The 18,270-nt window shown below is 35.5% G+C and carries 16 protein-coding genes; all 16 read left to right on the plus strand.

The features are described from left to right. Positions 1 to 147 precede the first annotated feature (147 nt). Positions 148 to 915: a TatD family hydrolase gene (locus SPD45_RS11655; protein WP_336267943.1), complete on the plus strand. Its 768-nt coding sequence runs from the start codon at positions 148 to 150 to the stop codon at positions 913 to 915. Positions 916 to 1,146: 231 nt separating this feature from the next. After that, positions 1,147 to 2,343, plus strand: coding sequence for a ubiquitin-like domain-containing protein (locus SPD45_RS11660; RefSeq protein ID WP_336267944.1), 1,197 nt, complete (start codon positions 1,147 to 1,149; stop codon positions 2,341 to 2,343). Positions 2,344 to 2,430: 87 nt separating this feature from the next. Then, positions 2,431 to 2,979, plus strand: a complete 549-nt coding sequence (gene rnmV, locus SPD45_RS11665; RefSeq protein ID WP_336267945.1) for a ribonuclease M5 — start codon at positions 2,431 to 2,433, stop codon at positions 2,977 to 2,979. A 9-nt stretch (positions 2,980 to 2,988) separates the two neighbouring features. Beyond that, entirely contained in the window at positions 2,989 to 3,864 is an 876-nt protein-coding gene (gene rsmA, locus SPD45_RS11670; protein ID WP_336267946.1) for a 16S rRNA (adenine(1518)-N(6)/adenine(1519)-N(6))-dimethyltransferase RsmA, read from the plus strand. 146 nt (positions 3,865 to 4,010) lie between these two features. Then, entirely contained in the window at positions 4,011 to 4,256 is a 246-nt protein-coding gene (locus tag SPD45_RS11675; RefSeq protein ID WP_336267974.1) for a Veg family protein, read from the plus strand. A gap of 218 nt (positions 4,257 to 4,474) precedes the next feature. After that, the gene (locus tag SPD45_RS11680) at positions 4,475 to 5,104 is read left to right on the plus strand and encodes a hypothetical protein (protein WP_336267947.1); all 630 of its coding nucleotides are present in this window, start codon (positions 4,475 to 4,477) and stop codon (positions 5,102 to 5,104) included. A 97-nt stretch (positions 5,105 to 5,201) separates the two neighbouring features. Beyond that, complete coding sequence (locus SPD45_RS11685; RefSeq protein WP_336267948.1) at positions 5,202 to 7,979, plus strand: UPF0182 family membrane protein; 2,778 nt, start codon at positions 5,202 to 5,204, stop codon at positions 7,977 to 7,979. 219 nt (positions 7,980 to 8,198) lie between these two features. After that, positions 8,199 to 9,011 (plus strand): pur operon repressor, encoded by an 813-nt coding sequence (gene purR, locus SPD45_RS11690; protein ID WP_336267949.1) that lies wholly within the window; start codon positions 8,199 to 8,201, stop codon positions 9,009 to 9,011. Between the two features lie 112 nt (positions 9,012 to 9,123). Then, positions 9,124 to 9,420, plus strand: a complete 297-nt coding sequence (gene spoVG, locus SPD45_RS11695; RefSeq protein ID WP_336267950.1) for a septation regulator SpoVG — start codon at positions 9,124 to 9,126, stop codon at positions 9,418 to 9,420. A gap of 234 nt (positions 9,421 to 9,654) precedes the next feature. Beyond that, entirely contained in the window at positions 9,655 to 11,019 is a 1,365-nt protein-coding gene (gene glmU, locus SPD45_RS11700; RefSeq protein WP_336267951.1) for a bifunctional UDP-N-acetylglucosamine diphosphorylase/glucosamine-1-phosphate N-acetyltransferase GlmU, read from the plus strand. Positions 11,020 to 11,064: 45 nt separating this feature from the next. After that, positions 11,065 to 12,018, plus strand: a complete 954-nt coding sequence (locus SPD45_RS11705) for a ribose-phosphate diphosphokinase (protein WP_336267952.1) — start codon at positions 11,065 to 11,067, stop codon at positions 12,016 to 12,018. A 20-nt stretch (positions 12,019 to 12,038) separates the two neighbouring features. After that, positions 12,039 to 12,665 (plus strand): 50S ribosomal protein L25/general stress protein Ctc, encoded by a 627-nt coding sequence (locus SPD45_RS11710; RefSeq protein ID WP_336267953.1) that lies wholly within the window; start codon positions 12,039 to 12,041, stop codon positions 12,663 to 12,665. 185 nt (positions 12,666 to 12,850) lie between these two features. Then, positions 12,851 to 13,414, plus strand: a complete 564-nt coding sequence (gene pth / locus SPD45_RS11715; RefSeq protein WP_336267954.1) for an aminoacyl-tRNA hydrolase — start codon at positions 12,851 to 12,853, stop codon at positions 13,412 to 13,414. 76 nt (positions 13,415 to 13,490) lie between these two features. Beyond that, the gene (locus tag SPD45_RS11720; RefSeq protein ID WP_336267955.1) at positions 13,491 to 13,721 is read left to right on the plus strand and encodes an anti-sigma-F factor Fin family protein; all 231 of its coding nucleotides are present in this window, start codon (positions 13,491 to 13,493) and stop codon (positions 13,719 to 13,721) included. Positions 13,722 to 13,869: 148 nt separating this feature from the next. Next, entirely contained in the window at positions 13,870 to 17,412 is a 3,543-nt protein-coding gene (gene mfd, locus SPD45_RS11725; protein WP_336267956.1) for a transcription-repair coupling factor, read from the plus strand. 237 nt (positions 17,413 to 17,649) lie between these two features. Further along, positions 17,650 to 18,186 carry a stage V sporulation protein T gene (gene spoVT, locus SPD45_RS11730; protein WP_336267957.1) on the plus strand — a complete coding sequence of 179 codons (537 nt, stop codon included), beginning with the start codon at positions 17,650 to 17,652 and terminating at the stop codon, positions 18,184 to 18,186. Positions 18,187 to 18,270: the final 84 nt, after the last annotated feature.

Raw genomic sequence — 18,270 nt, forward strand, 5'->3', positions numbered from 1 at the left:
AGCTACCATGTAGCGAATCATTTCATTCTCACCTTCCTTTTTTCTTTCTTGGATTTCTGATGATAGATAGAAAAATACTAAAGTCTAGTTAATAGGAAGGAATTTATCCAACATATTTCAATAAGACTTAAAAAGGGAGTAAATAAAATGTTATTTGATACACATGTTCACTTAAATGCAGATCAATTTATAGAAGACCGAGAAGAAACAATCAACCGTGCATTAGAAGCAGGTGTGACAAAAATGGTCGTTGTCGGATTTGATGAAGAAACAATTCGTTTAGCGATTGAAATTGCTGAAACATATGATTTTATATATGCTGCAGTTGGTTGGCATCCTGTAGATGCGATTGATTATAAAGAATCCCATTTAGAATGGTTAGAGGAACTAACGAAGCACGAAAAGGTAGTTGCACTAGGTGAGATGGGTCTTGATTATTATTGGGATACGTCTCCGAAAGATATACAAGCGGATGTGTTTCGAAAGCAGATACATTTAGCAAAAAAAGTAAATATGCCAATTATTATTCATAACCGTGAAGCGACAGCAGACATTATAAAAATTTTACAAGAGGAAAATGCAGCGGAAGTAGGCGGCATTATGCATTGTTATAGTGCAACAAGAGAAGAATTACAAGCTTGTTTGGAGATGAATTTTTATATTTCATTAGCGGGCCCGGTCACATTTAAAAATGCAAAAGAAGTGAAAGAAGTTGCGAAGGTTGTTCCGTTAGATCGTTTATTAATTGAAACAGATGCACCATATTTAGCGCCACATCCTTATCGTGGAAAGCGAAATGAACCCGCATATGTAAAACTTGTTGCCGAAGAAATTGCACGATTACGAGAGATGTCCTTAGAAGATGTTTCTCGTATTACGACCGAAAACGCATTAAAAATTTTCCGTTTAAAATAATCTTCCTTCGTCGATACTCTATAAAAACGAGCAAATATTACGGAATTGTTGCAGCGTTATAACGGAAAAGTAACGTAAAAACATGAAAATGCCGTAAATTCGCTTACATTCAAAATAGTCAGAAAACAAAATTTCCATGTAATGGAATTGTAACCTTTTTGTTACTAGATTGATTTTGACTACATTTTGAATCGTTTCTATAATGAGTATCGTAATTAAGGAGGAAAAAAAATGCAAAATTTGTTAAATCCATTACGTGCACTTAAAACGAAAGTAGGATATACGATTTTAACGGCAGTAGTGGTAGCTTTATTTTCAGTATGGGTTTTTCTGGATGAAGCAAAAGCAGAAGTAGTAATTGCAGCTGACGGAGATGTACAAAAAGTAAAAACATCATCTGATACAGTTGGAGAATTACTTGATGACGTTGGAATAGATTTTGGGAAACATGATGAGTTATCACATGAAGCAACAACAGAAGTTGTCGACGGCATGGAAATTGTACTTGAATCAGCGAATAAAGTAACTGTAAATATAGATGGAGAAGAAGAAGAATACTATTCTACTGCGGAAACAGTAGGAGAATTTTTAGAAGAAGAGAACATTGAAGTGAAAAAGCATGATGTTGTATCGTTTAATGACATGGCACTTCTACAAGATGATATGTTCATAGATATTGATCAAGCGTTTAAAGTTACTTTAAACAACGGTGGCGATAAAGAAGATGTTTGGGCTACTGCTAATACGGTCAAAGAGCTTTTACAAGATGAAGATATCAAATATAGTAAACAAGATAAAATTGAACCAGCTTTAGATAAAGATTTAAAAGAAGGCATGACTGTTACGGTAACAAAAGTGAAAACAGAAACGAAAGAAGTAACAGAAGCACTTTCTTTCAACACAGATGAAGAGAAAGATAGTGAACTAGAAAAAGGCGAATCACGTACGATTTCTGAAGGTGAAGAAGGTAAAGTAGAAAGAACGTATGAAATCGTCTATGAAAATGGCGAAGAAGTAGATCGTACATTATTAGAAGAAAATGTTGTACAAAAGCCGAAAAATAAAAAAGTTGCAATTGGAACGAAAGAAGAAGTTGAAACTGTCTCAACTTCCAATTCACAAGAACCATCAGGTGGAAAAGAATTAACGATGGAAGCTACAGCATATGGAGCTGATTGTGCTGGATGTTCAGGAATTTCTGCAACTGGAATGGATTTAAGAGGTAGTCCGACACCAAAAGTAATTGCTGTTGACCCGAATGTGATCCCGTTAGGCTCACGTGTGTGGGTAGAAGGATACGGAGAAGCAATTGCAGCAGATACTGGTGGCGCAATTAAAGGAAATATTATTGATGTTTTAGTAGAATCTGAAGCATATGCTGCCGATAATTGGGGTCGTCGTACGGTAAAAGTGAAGATTTTAGACTAATTTTTAATATGCTCTTGTCATTATTAACATGACGAGAGCATTTTCTATTATAATAGAAATAAGAATGAAAAAAGAAAGAGGCGCTTTATGAGAGTAAAGGAAATAATCGTCGTGGAGGGAAAAAGTGATACGACAAAAATAAAACTAGCTGTGGATGCAGATACGATAGAGACGAATGGTTCGGCGATTAATGATGAAACATTAGCACTCATTGCACATGCAAAGGAAAAACGAGGCGTCATTATATTTACGGATCCCGATTATCCGGGAGAAAGAATACGTCACATAATTGATCAAGATGTGCCAGGATGCAAGCATGCCTTTTTGCAACGAGAAGAGGCGAAAGCAAAGTCATCTATTAAAAGTATCGGGATAGAACATGCTTCTATTCCCGCAATTCAAAAGGCGTTACGTCATGTGTATGAGCTTGAGGACACTGTAGAATCTTCGATAACGAAAGCTGATTTAATTCGTTACGGATTAGTTGGCGGAAGCGGGGCAAAAGAGCGTAGAGAACAACTAGGGAAGTTGTTGCATATAGGATATACGAACGGAAAACAATTATTATATCGATTACATATGTTTCATATTCAAAAAGAGGAATTAGATGAGGCAATGAAACGTATACTATTATAGGAGGATAATATGACGAAAAACGAATATATCGCAACACCGAAAAAAACGAAGGAAATTTTACAAAAATATGATTTCTCCTTTAAGAAAAGTTTAGGGCAAAATTTTTTAATTGACAGCAATATATTGCGCAAGATTATCGAATATGCACATATTGATAAAACGAGTGGAGTAATTGAAATTGGACCGGGGATTGGCTCGTTAACAGAACAATTAGCAATTAGTGCAAAAAATGTTGTCGCATTTGAAATTGATCAGCGATTAATTCCTATTTTAGAAGATACATTAAGTGCTTATGACAATATAGAAGTGATTAATCAAGATATTTTACAAGTAAATTTAACGGAAATAATCGAAAACCACTTCAGTTCAGACCAAGCGATTCATATTGTCGCTAATTTACCATATTATATTACGACACCGATTTTAATGGGTGTGTTGCAACAACGTACATCGATTGAAAGTATGAATGTTATGTTGCAAAAAGAAGTGGCGGAGCGGATGGCTGCCAAACCGAATACGAAGGCATACGGTTCATTATCGATTGCTGTTCAATATTATACAGAGGCTAGTATCGTGATGGATGTACCGAAAACGGTATTCATTCCACAGCCGAATGTCATTTCTAGTGTATTACGATTAGTACGCCGTGACCAACCTCTCGTACAAGTGCATGATGAAGATCAGTTTTTTGCATTAGTGCAAGCGAGCTTTAAACATCGTCGTAAAACTTTACGGAACAATTTACAAACGTATTATAAAGGGACGTTCGATAAAGCTCAAATCGATGCATTTTTACAAAAAGCAACTATAGATGGGACGAGAAGAGGAGAATCCTTAACAATTGAAGAATTTGCCCGACTAGCAAATACGATTTATAGTGCATAATACCTTTTTAAAAATAAAATTAAAATAAATTGTCTAAGTAGTTGACTTTATAAATAGGAACTTGGTATAATTAAATACTTATTTGACGATAATGCCTAATTGTGTTATAATGAACACAGAGAGGTGGAGTCCTATTGAAAACAATAATGGAAATAAAAAAGGGTCTTGAAGGTCAGATTGGCAAGCGGTTAAAATTAACTGCAAATGGTGGTAGACGTAAGACAATAATTCGTTCAGGTGTTTTATCTGAAACGTATCCGGCTGTTTTCGTAGTAGAACTTGATAAAGAAGAGAACGCATTTGAACGAGTCTCTTATAGCTACGCGGATGTGTTAACAGAAGCGGTAGAAATTAATTTTTTAGAAGATAAAAGTCAGGCAGTAACAGAGTAGTACAACCTTAGAGTTGTACTACTCTTTTTTAGTTTCTAAATAGCTTTTAGCGTGGTATTAAAAATTCCTCTAATCTTGATAAGGTAAAGTTGATTTCCCATCACCAGAAGGAGGCAATCCTAATACAGTATAAGAACAGACACGTTGGAGATGTATGTATTCTAATAAAATTAAGTGTATCTCCATTTACGGGATATTTAAAAGATTAGAGGAACTTAATGATTTTTGATCATTCTACAAATTTAAAGTACAAATATGGAAACAGGAAGTTGCAAGAAAACATGCCAAAGTTGCAAGAATGCATACCAAAGTTGCAAGAAAGCATGCTAAAGTTGCAAGAAACCATCCCGAAGTTGCAAGAAAGCATACCGAAGTTGCAAGAATGCATACCAAAGTTGCAAGAAAACATGCAGAAGTTGCAAGAAAACATGCAGAAGTTGCAAGAAAACATGCCGAAGTTGCAAGAATACATACCAAAGTTGCAAGAATACATACCAAAGTTGCAAGAAAACATGCCAAAGTTGCAAGAATCCATACCAAAGTTGCAAGAATCCGGCCCGAAGTTGCAAGAATCCATGCCAAAGTTGCAAGAATCCGGCCCGAAGTTGCAAGAATCCATGCCAAAGTTGCAAGAATCCGACCCGAAGTTGCAAGAATGCATACCAAAGTTGCAAGAAAACATGCAGAAGTTGCAAGAAAACATGCAGAAGTTGCAAGAAAACATGCAGAAGTTGCAAGAAAACATGCCAAAGTTGCAAGAAACCATCCCGAAGTTGCAAGAAAGCATACCGAAGTTGCAAGAACCAAAAATAAACATTGTAAGAAAAGTGAATAAATACATGAAATAAAGCAGTGAAGTCTGTTATGATAAACGATAGACTTATCCATATAGATGTGTGATCACACTCTTAACAAATATATATACAGACATAAGGGGGTAGAGTTTTGAAACGACAAAATCAATCAATTTCACCAGAACAAATTGAAGCGTTTATTAAAAGATTGAAAACGCCACTCATTTGGTTAGCAATTATATTCGTTCTTTTTATCGTTGTGACGATTGGATTCCAGTTGTTTACAGATTATATTTGGATTGATTCTATTGGTTTTTCACAAGTCTTCATGACGATATTATCAAGTAAAGTATTATTAGCTGTTGCAGGGTTTATTTTATTTTTCATCTTATCATTTCTTACATTTTATTTTATTCGCTTTAGTTTTTTAAAGCAATTTACTCCTGTACAATTGCCATCGTTTATTGCGAATGGAAAAGTGGCGTACGGTCTTATTATCATAGCGTCAGCCGTTGTAGGGGTGATTGGTAGTGTCATTGTAAAAGGAGTCGGCTGGGAAAAGGCGTTAAAGTTTTTATATTTTGTACCATTTAACGAGGTAGACCCTTATTTCGGAAAAGATGTTTCTTTTTATATGTTCCAACTGCCATTTATTGAGTTTATTTTATATACGCTCGTGAATTTATTTTTCTTTTTCTTAATTGTACAAATCGCAGCTTATTCGGTCTTTTATATGTATCGCGTTAGTCGAACAGCACAAATTCATTTGGCAACAACATTTGGTGTCCTCGGCTTATTATTAGCAGGTATTCATTATTTAGGCCGTTATAACACATTGCTTACAGATCAAGTAAATATTTTTCAAAAGAGTGTCGTACATGGCTTGAGTTTTACGGATAAATTTGTGAACATACCGAAAGCATATGTTTTAGCGGCGGTAGCTATTATTGCGGCTATATGGATGATGGTAGCTTTATTTAAAGGGAAAATTATGTCGGCAATCCGACCGATATCGATTTACATTATTTTTATTGTGCTTGGTCAATTAGCATCATTTGGTGTCCAAAACTTTATCGTGTCACCGAATGAATTTTCTCGTGAAGAACCATTTTTAGAACATAATTTACAATTAACACGTGCTGCATATGGGTTAGATGATATTGAGCAAAAAGAAAGCCCTGGAGATGCAACATTAACGGAAGATATGGTGGAACGAAATGAATTAACATTACATAATGTTCGTTTGAATGATTCGAGGCCACTTTTAGATATTTATAATCAGCTACAAACATTTAGAACGTATTATCAATTTAATGATATGGATATTGACCGTTATGAAATAGATGGCGAGTATGAACAAGTATTTATCGGAGCACGTGAATTAAGCACGAAAGACTTACCAGACCAAGCGAAAACTTGGGTAAACAAAAATTTACGTTATACACATGGGTACGGAGTATCGATGAGCCATGTAAACAAAGTGACGGGCCAGGGTCAACCTGAATATATGTTACGAAATATTCCTGTGGAAGGGTCGCTAGATGTAACTCAACCACAAATCTACTTTGGGGAAGAAGACTATCCTTCTGTTATTACGAATTCGAAAGTAGATGAATTTGACTATCCAACAGGCGATGAAAATGCGACAAATCGTTATGAAGCGGATTTAGGTATTCCGTTGAAAGGTATCAATAAAGCTTTATTTGCGATTAAGGAAGGGTCATTTAGAACTCTGTTCTCTGACCAATTGACGAAAGAAAGTCAATTATTGAAACATCGAAACATTATTGATCGTGTCAATGAAATTGCGCCATTTTTCACGTATGATGATGATCCATATATAATCGTTCGTGAAGACGGGTCATTAGCTTGGATTATTGATGGATATGTCCGTTCTGATGGCTATCCATACTCGGAAGCATATGATGGGAAAGAAAATTATATTCGAAACTCTGTAAAAGCAGTTGTAGATGCTTACTCCGGAGAAGTGAACTTTTATATGGTGGATGAAGAAGATCCACTCGTTCAAACATATGCGAAAATGTTCCCTGATTTATTTACAGAGGAAATTCCAGAAGATGTTCATGCACACTTCCGTTATCCTGTAGACTTATTTAAAATTCAAGCAAAAATGTACGGAACATATCATATGTCGAATTTAGAAGTGTTTTATAATCGTGAAGATTATTGGGAATTCCCGACAGAAAAATATTTCAATGAAGATATTGAAATGGATCCATACTATATTACGATGAAATTGGCGGAAGAAGATAAGGAAGAATTTATTTTAATGATGCCTTATACGCCGAAAAAACGTCAAAACATGATAGCTTGGATGGGTGTTCGAAATGACGGAGAAAATTACGGTGACATGTTTGTCTATCGTTTCCCGAAACAGAAAAACGTATACGGACCACAACAAATTGAAAACAGAATTAACCAAGATAGTTATATTTCACAACAATTAAACTTATGGTCACAAGGTGGATCAAAAGTGATACGAGGAAACTTGCTCGTCATCCCGATAGAAGATACGGTGTTATATGTAGAGCCGGTGTATATTGAATCATCGAACGAAACATCGTTACCGGAAGTAAAACAAGTGATTATGGCTTATGAAGACCATATCGTAATGGAAGAAACTTTCGATAAGTCATTAGAGAAAATATTGAAACTGGTAGAATCAGGTGTAAAACCGGAAGATGTTCCAGAAGAGCCATTAGACGATGATATTGAGGAAGGCTCAGAAGATGGTGAGAAAGAGCAAGACGAATCTGAAGATGTACCTCCTATTATGAATGCTGATGAAACATTACAAGAAATAAGTACATTGTTTGATGAATATCAACAAGCAATGCAAGATGGAAACTGGGCTGAAGCAGGAGAAATTATGGAACAAATCGAAGCAAGGTTACAGACGGTAGAATAACGATTAGAAAATAGATGTGAACAGTTTTTCTCTCATATTGGCTAGTTTTATCCAAAAATCCGAATGATACATAAATTTGTATTGTTCGGATTTGTTCTTTATTTGTTCAAAAACGAGCTGGAAAAGGACTTTATTTATAGTTAATAACGTCATTAACTTGATGAAAACCGTATATAAGTGCTATATTATTAGTAAATATTCGGCTTTTGGGGTGACTGTATGAAACGAAGTGATCGATTAATCGGATTGACAAATTATTTTTTAAATCATCCAAGAACATTGACACAATTAACATACTTCACAGATCGATTTGACGCATCAAAGTCATCGATTAGTGAAGATTTAGATATGATCCATGAGATGTTTCAATATGAAGGAATAGGTGTACTAAATAGAGTTTCTGGTGCTGCTGGTGGGGTAGAATATGTTCCGGCGTTTTCAAAAGAAGCGAGCAGCTCATTTATCGATAGAGTATGTGAAGACTTACAAGATGCCTCTCGTATTTTACCTGGTGGTTATTTATATATGAGTGATTTATTAGGTAATCCAGCAATTATTAAGGAAATTGGTCAAGCATTTGTTTCCGCATTTCAACATGAAAAGATAGACGCGGTTGTCACGGTAGAAACAAAAGGGATTCCTTTAGCATATGCGGTAGCAGATTACTTACAAGTACCGGTCGTTATTATTCGTCGAAACATGCGTGTGACGGAAGGATCATCTGTAAGTATTAACTATGTTTCAGGTCGTTCGCAAAAAATCCAAACGATGGTATTACCGAAACGTAACTTACAAGAAGGTAAAAATGTACTCATTATTGATGATTTTATGAAAAATGGTGGCACTGTTTCAGGTATGATGAATTTATTAGAAGAATTTAAGGCGACAGTTGTCGGTATCGGTGTATTTGCAGAAGCGGAAGATGAAGAAGATGAGCGCATGATCGACCAATATACATCGCTTATAAAAGTATCAAATGTGGATTATCGAAAAAAACATATTGATGTACATCGGGGAAGTTTTTACGAATAGTAAAAAAATCTTGCTTATTTTTAAAATATTTTTGAAAATAGGCAGGATTTTTTATTTATATAGAGAATATAATATACATACTAGTTTTTTTGAGCAAAAGGTGGTGAAATAATTGGAAGTAACAGATGTCCGATTACGTCGTGTTAGTACGGAAGGAAAAATGCGTGCAATTGCTTCAATCACATTTGATGATGAATTTGTTGTCCATGATGTACGAGTAATTGATGGAAATAATGGGTTGTTTGTTGCAATGCCGTCAAAACGTACTGCAGACGGAGAATTTAGAGATATTGCTCATCCTATCAATTCAAAGATGAGGGAAAAAATACAGACTGCTGTATTAAAAACATATGAAGAAAAAGGGGAAGAAGCGGACGTATTAGAGTTAGAAAATGCGGGTGTTTCCTAATATGAAAAAAGAGAAGACCGAGAAAAGAAAGCCTTTGTAAATTGTTATTTGAAAAAAGAAACACGGTAAAATGTAAGCGTTTTACTATATTTGCCAATTTTTCATTCAATAATTTTTATATGGCTGTTCTTTTAACTCGGTCTTTTTTTGTGGAAAATACATTTTTTAGTTGAATTCAGTGGGTTTTTACGATATTATTTTATAATGGTGAACATAAGATTGGAGGGTAACTTTGTGGAAAATCGTTATGCAGTTATTTTAGCTGCAGGTCAAGGTACGAGAATGAAATCAAAGCTATATAAAGTACTTCATCCAATATTAGACCGTCCAATGATTCAATACGTAATTGAAGCGTTGAAACCTACAAATGTAGAACAACTTGTAACAGTCGTAGGTCACGGTGCTGACGAAGTAAAAAAAGCGATCGATGACGAAGTAGATTTTGTCATGCAGGAAGAACAATTAGGGACTGCACATGCTGTCATGCAAGCAGAAGCACTTTTAGAAAATAAGCGTGGTACAACAATTGTCGTTTGTGGAGATACTCCATTAATTACGGCTGAAACGTATCAGGCGATTTTTGACTATCATGAAGAAAAAGGTGCAAAGGCAACTATCCTAACGACAAAAGTTGCAAACCCAGTAGGATACGGTAGAATCATTCGTGATGAAACAGGTCATGTAGAAAAAATTGTCGAACAAAAAGATGCAAATGAAGCAGAACAACGTATAAATGAAATTAATACAGGCACATACTGTTTTGATAATGAAGCATTATTCGCAGCATTAAAACAAGTTAGTAATGATAATGCACAAGAAGAATATTACTTAACAGACGTGATCGAAATTATGAAAAATGCTGGAGAAATTGTTACAGCATATGTGACTGAAGATGAAGACGAGATCATCGGTATCAATGATCGAGTAGCATTGGCGACAGCGAGCAATTTGATGAAACGTAGAATTAATGAAATACATTTACGTAATGGTGTTACATTAATGGATATAGACAATACATACATTGGACCAGATGTAACAATTGATTCAGATGTAACGATTTATCCTGGCACAGTTTTAACAGGAGAGACACATATCGGAGCATCATCGATTATCGGACCAAATACTGAAATTGTTGATTGTCATATTGGAAATAACTCGCTTATTAGACAAAGTGTAGTGACTAATAGTAAAATAGGAAGTAATGTGAATATTGGTCCATTCGCACATATTCGCCCAGAAACAAACATTGGTGATGAAGTAAGGGTTGGCAACTTTGTAGAAGTAAAAAAATCAACAATCGATAACCGTTCAAAAGTGTCGCATTTAAGCTATATTGGAGATGCAACTTTAGGAACAAATGTCAATGTTGGTTGTGGTTCCATTACAGTAAATTATGATGGAAAGAATAAACATGAAACTGTAATTGAAGATGATAGTTTTATCGGTTGTAATACAAATTTAATTGCACCTGTCACTGTTAAGAAAGGATCACTCATTGCAGCTGGTTCGACTATTAACGAAGATGTTCCAGAAGATGCATTAGCAATTGCTCGAACACCTCAAGTGAACAAAGAAGGCTACGCAAAAAAATTTAAATAAACAAAGAAATTAATTATTAAGTAAATTAAATGGAGGGCTTCACGTATGTCATCAGGGTATAATGATGAGAAACTGCAACTATTCGCTTTGAATTCAAACATCCCATTAGCACAGGAAATTTCGGATCATATTGGTGTTCCACTAGGAAAGTGTACGGTAACGAAGTTTAGTGATGGAGAAACACAGATTAACATTGAAGAAAGTGTTCGCGGATATGAAGTGTATATTATCCAATCGACTTCAGAACCAGTAAACGAAAATATTATGGAACTTTTAATCTTAATTGATGCATTAAAACGTGCATCTGCAAAATCGATCAACATTGTGATGCCATATTATGGATATGCACGTCAAGATCGTAAAGCACGTTCTAGAGAACCAATTACATCGAAATTAGTGGCGAATTTATTAGAAACAACAGGTGCAGATCGCGTAGTAACATTAGATCTTCATGCACCACAAATCCAAGGTTTCTTCGATATTCCAATCGATCATTTACAGGCAGTACCATTATTGGCTGACTATATTAAGAAAAAGGATTTAAAAGATGTTGTCATCGTATCGCCAGACCACGGAGGCGTGATTCGCGCTCGTAGAATGGCTGACTTATTAAAAGCACCAATTGGAATTATCGATAAACGTAGACCTAAACCGAATGTTGCAGAAGTGATGAATATCATTGGTGACATAGAAGGAAGAACTGCTATTATCGTTGATGATATGATTGATACTGCAGGAACAATGCAACTTGCTGCAGACGCTCTAATTGAAAAAGGAGCAACAGAAGTATATGCATGTGTCACACATCCAGTATTATCAGGACCAGCAATTGAAAGAATCGAAAACTCAAAAATTAAAGAATTAGTTGTGACCAATTCAATTAACCTTCCTGAAGAGAAGCGTATTGAAAAGATTACACAACTTTCTGTTGCACCATTAATCGGTGAAGCGATTATTAGAATTCATAACGATCAATCAGTAAGTATATTATTTGATTAAAAATTTATGGAGGAATAAAAATGGCTATTACATTAAATGCAAAGAAACGTGAAAATCTAACGAAAGCAGCAACGAACGAATTAAGAAGTGAAGGTGCAATCCCTTCTGTTGTATACGGAAAAGAAAAAGATACAGTAACAGTAAGTGTAGATGAAATTGAACTTTTAAAAACAGTTCGTGACGAAGGTAGAAACGCTATTATTTCTTTAGCAATTGAGGGTGGAAGTAAAGTTGATGTTATGTTACATGATTATCAAGTAGACCCGATTAAAGAAAATGTTATCCATGCGGACTTCTTCGTTGTAGATATGGCGGAAGAATTAGATGTAGCAGTACCTGTGCGTTTAGAAGGAGAAGCAGTTGGAGCTAAAGAAGGTGGCGTATTACAGCAACCTGCAATTGAACTACAAATCCGTGTAAAACCAGCAAATATTCCAGAGGAAATTGTAATTGATGTAACTGATTTAACGATCGGTGACAGTATTTCTGTTTCAGACTTACCAGTGAAATCGGAATATGAATTTTTAGATGATGCAGACGCAGTTATTGTTTCTGTATTACCACCAGAAGCTGAAGTGGAAGAAGCAGATGCGGATGCTAGTGTCGAGCCAGAATTAGTAGGCGCTGAAGAAGACGAAGAAGCTTAATAAACTTATATATGAACAAGTAAAACCCTCCTAAGTAACGTTACTTAGGAGGGATTCTTGTATTTCATTTATAAAGTAAACAAATGGGAAAATAATAAGCAAAATATTCGATAGTAGTGTCGAGAAAACCAAACGGATTATTATCGTTCCATAAAAAAATAATTTATAATAAAGAGTGAGATAGAATGAAATGTATGATCGGATTAGGAAATCCAGGTAAAAAATATAATAAAACGAGGCATAACGTCGGTTTTTTTGTAGTAGATGAATTAATCGATCGCTTTAATTTGGATTGTAACAAAACAAAATTTAATTGTGCGTATGCACTTGATTTTGTCGGATCAGAAAAAGTGTTATTTGTGAAACCACAAACTTTTATGAACCTTTCAGGTGAAGGGGTTCGACCATTATTAGATTTTTATAAAGTTGACGTGGAAGATATCGTCGTCGTCTATGATGATCTTGATTTACCGACAGGGAAAATTCGTCTTCGTGAAAAGGGTGGCCATGGTGGTCATAATGGAATCCGTTCCTTAATCGATCATTTAGGAACGAAAAACTTTAAACGAATTCGGATTGGTGTTGGTCGTCCGACGAACCAAACGCCGATTGTGAATTACGTCTTACAACCTTTTGCAAAAGAGGAAGAAGAGGATGTACAATTAGCAGTGAAATTATCTGCAGATGCATTTGAAACATTTTTGCAGTCATCATTTAATGATGCAATGAATCAATTTAACCAATCTTAGTAAGAAGATGCATATGAACTCGTTATTCGGGCAAACTTTATATAAACAGATTGTTTGTTCGAAGGGAGGACATCTGATGTCGATTGTATATAAATGTCGCCATTGTAAATACACGATAGGGACTTTACGACAACAAATTGTATCGACATCTATGCTCGGAATAGATGTGTTAACGACGAAGGAAAAGGAAAAGATGGTTCATTATAAAGAAAATGGTGATGTACATATTCATGCCATTTGTGAAAATTGTGAAGATACGTTACAATCACATCCAAACTATTATGAATTAGATTATTTTTTACATTAAAAAGCTTAGCACAAAAAGATAAGGGATGAACATAAAGTCCTTATTCATTTTTGTGCTTTAAGTTGTTTGAATAATTGACGTAGCACTTCATACATATAGCAATATATGAATGTTTAAAAGTTAGGGGATATAGTGTGGGGGAACTGAAATGAAAGAAATCATTCGATATTTACAACGAACAAATGATATACAGTCCATCATTCAAGGATTAGAAGGTGGAATGAAAGAACAGCTTGTTGCAGGGGTAGCAAATTCTGCAAGAAGTTTATTCGTCGCGGCTATTCAAGATGCAACAAAGAAAAAGGGAATTATAATTACACATCAGCTCTTACATGCTCAACAATTATATGACGATTTGATGGAATATTCAGACGAGCAAAATGTTTTTCTATATCCTGTCAATGAGCTCATCGCTTCAGAGATGGCTATTTCTAGTCCAGAGCTACGAGCAAATCGTATTAAAGCTCTAACAGAGTGGTTGCATAAAGATGAGGGTTTATTAATTGCACCTGTTGCAGCATTGAAAAGAATATTGCCACCGAAACATTATTGGAATCAATATAAACTACATTTTGAAGAATTAGGGACAATCGATGTAGACAACTATACGAAAAGTTTATTTGAGATGGGATATGAACGTGTTGATATGGTAACAGCACCAGCAGAATTTAGTATACGTGGTGGTATCATCGATATTTATCCTGTCACAGAACAAAATCCAATTCGTATTGAGTTATTTGATGACGAAGTCGACTCTATTCGGTATTTTGATGCGGACTCGCAACGTTCCTTAGATAAAGTGACGAATGTAACGGTCGGTCCTGCGACAGAATTATTGTTGAAAAAAGAAGATATGTTGCGCGCAAAAGAGCGACTCGAAAAAGAATTAGCAAAAGTATTAAAGAAAATGAAAGCCTCTGAACATCGAGAAGCATTATTACAGTCGATGAACGAGGAAATGGAGAAACTAGATAACGGGGAACTTTTTCAAGGAATATATAAATATAGCGGGCTATTTTATGAACAACCGTATAGTTTACTAGATTATATGGAAGATGATCATGTGCTCTTATTCGATGAAATTGGTAGAGTGCAGGAAGCGGCAGATTATTTAGATAAAGAAGAAGCCGAGTTCCGAAAGGCATTAATAGAGCAGCATGAATTATTACCTGGTGTCGAATTTTCACTTGATTGGACGACGTTAACGAGTAAAATGAACGGACAAAAGATTTATATGTCTGTATTTATGCGTCATATAGCAAACACAAAGCCATCGAACATCGTTAATTTATCGACGCGGACGATGCAAGAGTTCCATGGTCAAATGAACTTGTTTCAAACGGAACTGGAGCGGTGGAAGAAGCAAGATTACTCTGTCATTATTATGGCAATGAATGATAAGAGAGCTGAAAAAGTACAGGCTATTTTACGTGATTATCATATGGATGCCGTCATTCAAAAGGATATCTCTTTACCGGCATTAGAATCTGTTATTATGGAAGGGTTCATTAGTAAAGGGATAGAATTTCCGATGCATAAACTAGCAATAATTACAGAAAATGAATTGTTTAAAAAACAACAAAAACGTCGGAGTAAAAATCAGCACATATCCAATGCGGAACGAATTAAAAATTACCAAGAATTAAAAATTGGTGATTATGTTGTACACCGTAATCATGGAATTGGGAAATATGTCGGGATCGATACGTTGAAAGTAAATAAGTTGCATAAAGATTATTTACTCATTCAATATTCGGGAGACGACAAGCTATATGTTCCGATTGATCAAATTGATTTAGTGCAAAAATATGTCGGGTCAGAAGGGAAGGAGCCACGTTTATACAAGTTAGGTGGCACTGAATGGACGAAGGTAAAACGTAAAGTTCAGTCTTCTGTAGAAGATATTGCAGATGAATTAATTAAATTGTATGCAGAAAGGGAAGCGCAAAAAGGGTTTGCTTTTGAAAAAGATTCATCTTTACAACATGATTTTGAAAATGCTTTTCCATATCAGGAAACGGCAGATCAGCTACAATCGATTGAGGAAATAAAACAAGATATGGAAAGAGAAAGACCGATGGATCGTCTTTTATGTGGAGATGTTGGATATGGAAAAACGGAAGTTGCTATTCGTGCTATTTTTAAAGCAGTTGCAGAAGGGAAACAAGCAGCGGTCCTCGTACCAACAACTATTTTAGCGCAGCAACATTATCAGACAATGGTAGAAAGATTTCAAGACTATCCAATCAATATTGGATTATTAAGTCGTTTTAGAACACGGAAACAACAAAATGAAACGATTGCAGGAATTAAAGAAGGTACTATTGACATTGTCATCGGGACTCATCGCTTATTATCAAAAGATGTGCAATATAAAGATCTAGGATTGCTCGTAGTAGATGAAGAGCAACGTTTCGGTGTTAAACATAAAGAAAAAATTAAACAACTAAAAGCAAATGTCGACGTATTAACATTAACGGCAACACCAATTCCTCGTACATTGCACATGTCGATGTTAGGAATTCGGGATTTGTCTGTTATTGAAACACCACCGGAAAACCGTTTTCCAGTACAAACATATGTGATGGAACATAATCCCGTATTCGTCCGAGAAGCAATTGAACGAGAAATGGCTCGTGGTGGTCAAGTGTTCTTGTTATATAACCGTGTAGAAAGTATCGAAAAGGTCGCTAGAGAAGTGGAGAACCTTGTCGAAGGAGCAAAAGTTTCTGTCGCACATGGACGGATGTCAGAAAATGAATTAGAAGATGTCATGATGCGCTTTTTAGAAGGGGACAGCGATGTGCTCGTAAGTACGACCATCATCGAAACGGGTGTTGATATTCCGAATGTAAACACACTTATCGTGTATGATGCTGACCATATGGGATTAAGCCAGCTATATCAACTACGTGGACGTGTTGGTAGATCGAATCGAATTGCATATGCATATTTCACATATCGAAAAGATAAAATTTTAACAGAAGTAGCTGAAAAAAGACTCCAAGCAATAAAAGAGTTTACAGAATTAGGTTCTGGATTTAAAATTGCAATGCGTGACTTATCGATTCGTGGCGCAGGTAACTTACTTGGGGCGGAACAACATGGATTTATTGATTCGGTTGGTTTCGATTTATATTCGCAAATGTTAAAAGAAGCAATTGATTCAAGAAAATTAGGTAAGCCAGTAGAAGCGGTACAACCATTTAACCCAGAATTGTTGTTAACGGTCGATGCATATATTCCAGCAACATATATTGAAGACGAAAAACAGAAAATCGATATGTACAAACGATTCCAAAGCATTGAATCTGTCGAGGAATTACGTGATTTAAAAGATGAAATGATCGATCGTTTTGGTGATTATCCGAAAGAGGTAGAAGAACTGTTTTTAGTTTCTCATATAAAAATGTTTGCGAAACGTGAACGTGTGGAATCTGTCCAAGAGAAGCCGAATTTGATAGAACTTATAGTAGAAGAAGAGCGCAGTCAAAACATCGATGGCTCAAAATTATTTGAAGTAGCAATGGAATTCGGTAATAACGTTCAGTTAGGTACAGTCGGAAATAAATTAAAAGTAAAAATGAAGTTTAAAAACGAAACGAGACAACAACGATATGATCTTGTTGCAAAGTTTATCGATAAACTATCAAGTGTCAATCAAGAAAAGATAGCAGAAACATCGGTATAATGTATATAAGTGCATCGGTATTGTGATGCCAATATGCACATAAAAGCTCGTTGTATAACGCAATAACATCGTGATGCAAAAGAAATATATGCCTGTTCTTGTCGGCATATATTTCTTTTGTTATCGATAAAAAAGCTAAAATTCCAAGCACGTATGAATCATGTATAGTTCTGCCAAATTGTAACATACTATGAACAATAACGTTTTAAGTAGACATAAAGTGAGGTTGTTCATCGTATGAAAGCAACAGGAATTGTAAGACGTATAGATGATTTAGGACGTGTCGTCATACCGAAAGAAATAAGAAGAAATCTTCGTATTCGCGAAGGAGATCCATTAGAAATTTTTGTACAACGTGAAGGAGAAGTGATTTTAAAAAAATATTCTCCTATTAACGAGCTAGGGCATTTTGCAGAAATGTACGCGGAGGCTATTTTCGATGTCGTACATTTACCTGTATTTATTACAGATCGAGATGAGGTCATCGCTGTAAGTGGACGAGCGAAAAAAGGATACTTACAAGCCCCTATTGGATTACATATAGAAGAGGCGATTACAGATAGAAAATCTTCGCTAGAGGAAACGATGGAATCGTTAGAGATTATTCGTGGAAAAGAAGAGGCTGTTAGTAATTATGCCATTAGTACGATTGTTGCGAATGGCGATCCAATTGGGTCTGTATTAATGATTGCAGCAGACGATGTGAAAGTAACGGAGGCTGAACAAAAAGTAGTCGCAGCTGCCGCCAGCTTTTTAGGAAAACAAATGGAATAATTATGTCGTACATATAGGCTGTTCAAATAAATCTAATTTGTTTATTTGAATAGCCTTTTTGTGTCGGTTAGCACGCACGAATCG

The organism is Pseudogracilibacillus sp. SO10305, assembly GCF_037072005.1.
Taxonomy (GTDB): domain Bacteria; phylum Bacillota; class Bacilli; order Bacillales; family Amphibacillaceae; genus Pseudogracilibacillus; species Pseudogracilibacillus intestinigallinarum.

Bases quoted from the DNA above. Each gene is read 5' to 3' on its own strand.
- SPD45_RS11655 (WP_336267943.1), top strand. From the start codon at position 148: ATGTTATTTGATACACATGTTCACTTAAATGCAGATCAATTTATAGAA.
- SPD45_RS11660 (WP_336267944.1), top strand. From the start codon at position 1,147: ATGCAAAATTTGTTAAATCCATTACGTGCACTTAAAACGAAAGTAGGA.
- rnmV (WP_336267945.1), top strand. From the start codon at position 2,431: ATGAGAGTAAAGGAAATAATCGTCGTGGAGGGAAAAAGTGATACGACA.
- rsmA (WP_336267946.1), top strand. From the start codon at position 2,989: ATGACGAAAAACGAATATATCGCAACACCGAAAAAAACGAAGGAAATT.
- SPD45_RS11675 (WP_336267974.1), top strand. From the start codon at position 4,011: ATGGAAATAAAAAAGGGTCTTGAAGGTCAGATTGGCAAGCGGTTAAAA.
- SPD45_RS11680 (WP_336267947.1), top strand. From the start codon at position 4,475: ATGATTTTTGATCATTCTACAAATTTAAAGTACAAATATGGAAACAGG.
- purR (WP_336267949.1), top strand. From the start codon at position 8,199: ATGAAACGAAGTGATCGATTAATCGGATTGACAAATTATTTTTTAAAT.
- SPD45_RS11705 (WP_336267952.1), top strand. From the start codon at position 11,065: ATGTCATCAGGGTATAATGATGAGAAACTGCAACTATTCGCTTTGAAT.
- SPD45_RS11710 (WP_336267953.1), top strand. From the start codon at position 12,039: ATGGCTATTACATTAAATGCAAAGAAACGTGAAAATCTAACGAAAGCA.
- pth (WP_336267954.1), top strand. From the start codon at position 12,851: ATGAAATGTATGATCGGATTAGGAAATCCAGGTAAAAAATATAATAAA.
- SPD45_RS11720 (WP_336267955.1), top strand. From the start codon at position 13,491: ATGTCGATTGTATATAAATGTCGCCATTGTAAATACACGATAGGGACT.
- mfd (WP_336267956.1), top strand. From the start codon at position 13,870: ATGAAAGAAATCATTCGATATTTACAACGAACAAATGATATACAGTCC.
- spoVT (WP_336267957.1), top strand. From the start codon at position 17,650: ATGAAAGCAACAGGAATTGTAAGACGTATAGATGATTTAGGACGTGTC.